A 576-nucleotide genomic window follows, 5' to 3' on the forward strand; every position below is an offset into this window, starting at 1 on the left:
CCCTGCACTAAATTTAAAGTTCCGGGCCCGCGCACGCTAAACCTTGCAACCTAAAGGAGGGGTACTTTTTGGACGCCGATAAGGGGTCCCGTTTAAACGCCGATTGACAGGCATTTGCGCAAAGCTGCGGCACACGCGCCAAGACAGACAGGATCGATGCAGAACTCATCGCGCGGTTCTTTGCTTTCCGACCCAATGCGGGCCGGACCCTTCCTGCAGAAAAGCTCAGATTTCTCAGAGCATTGACCTCGAAGCGTGCACAGATGGTAGAAATGCGAAAACGCCTTCTTGCTCAGATCCGCGCGCATCAGAAGCTTGGCACAGCTGAGATGTTTGACAGCATCGATGCAGAACTAAAAGTTAGGCTCGACAGCCTGATCAGGGAGCTTGAAGACAGGATCGTAGCCGCCATATCGAGTGACGATTTGCTCTCGGAAACCGTTGGTGTTCTCCGTTCCATTCCAGGAATAGGCCCAGTGGCAAGCACAATGTTAGTCGCTGAAATGCCAGAGCTTGGAACCATCACAGGCGAACAAGCCGCAGCTCTTGTAGGTTTGGCTCCAGTGGCGCATGACA

The 576-nt window shown here is 53.5% G+C and carries 1 protein-coding gene and 1 pseudogene; both read left to right on the forward strand.

The features are described 5' to 3' along the window. Nucleotides 1-167: 167 nt before the first annotated feature. Nucleotides 168-248: pseudogene (locus ABE530_RS19660) on the forward strand (hypothetical protein); the annotation flags it as partial. A gap of 24 nt (nucleotides 249-272) precedes the next feature. Beyond that, nucleotides 273-576: transposase (locus ABE530_RS19665; protein ID WP_499695729.1), on the forward strand; the 304-nt coding region annotated here is incomplete at its 3' end.

Origin of the sequence: Brucella sp. TWI559 (assembly GCF_039674265.1) — a bacterium.
Lineage (GTDB): Bacteria > Pseudomonadota > Alphaproteobacteria > Rhizobiales > Rhizobiaceae > Brucella > Brucella chromiisoli.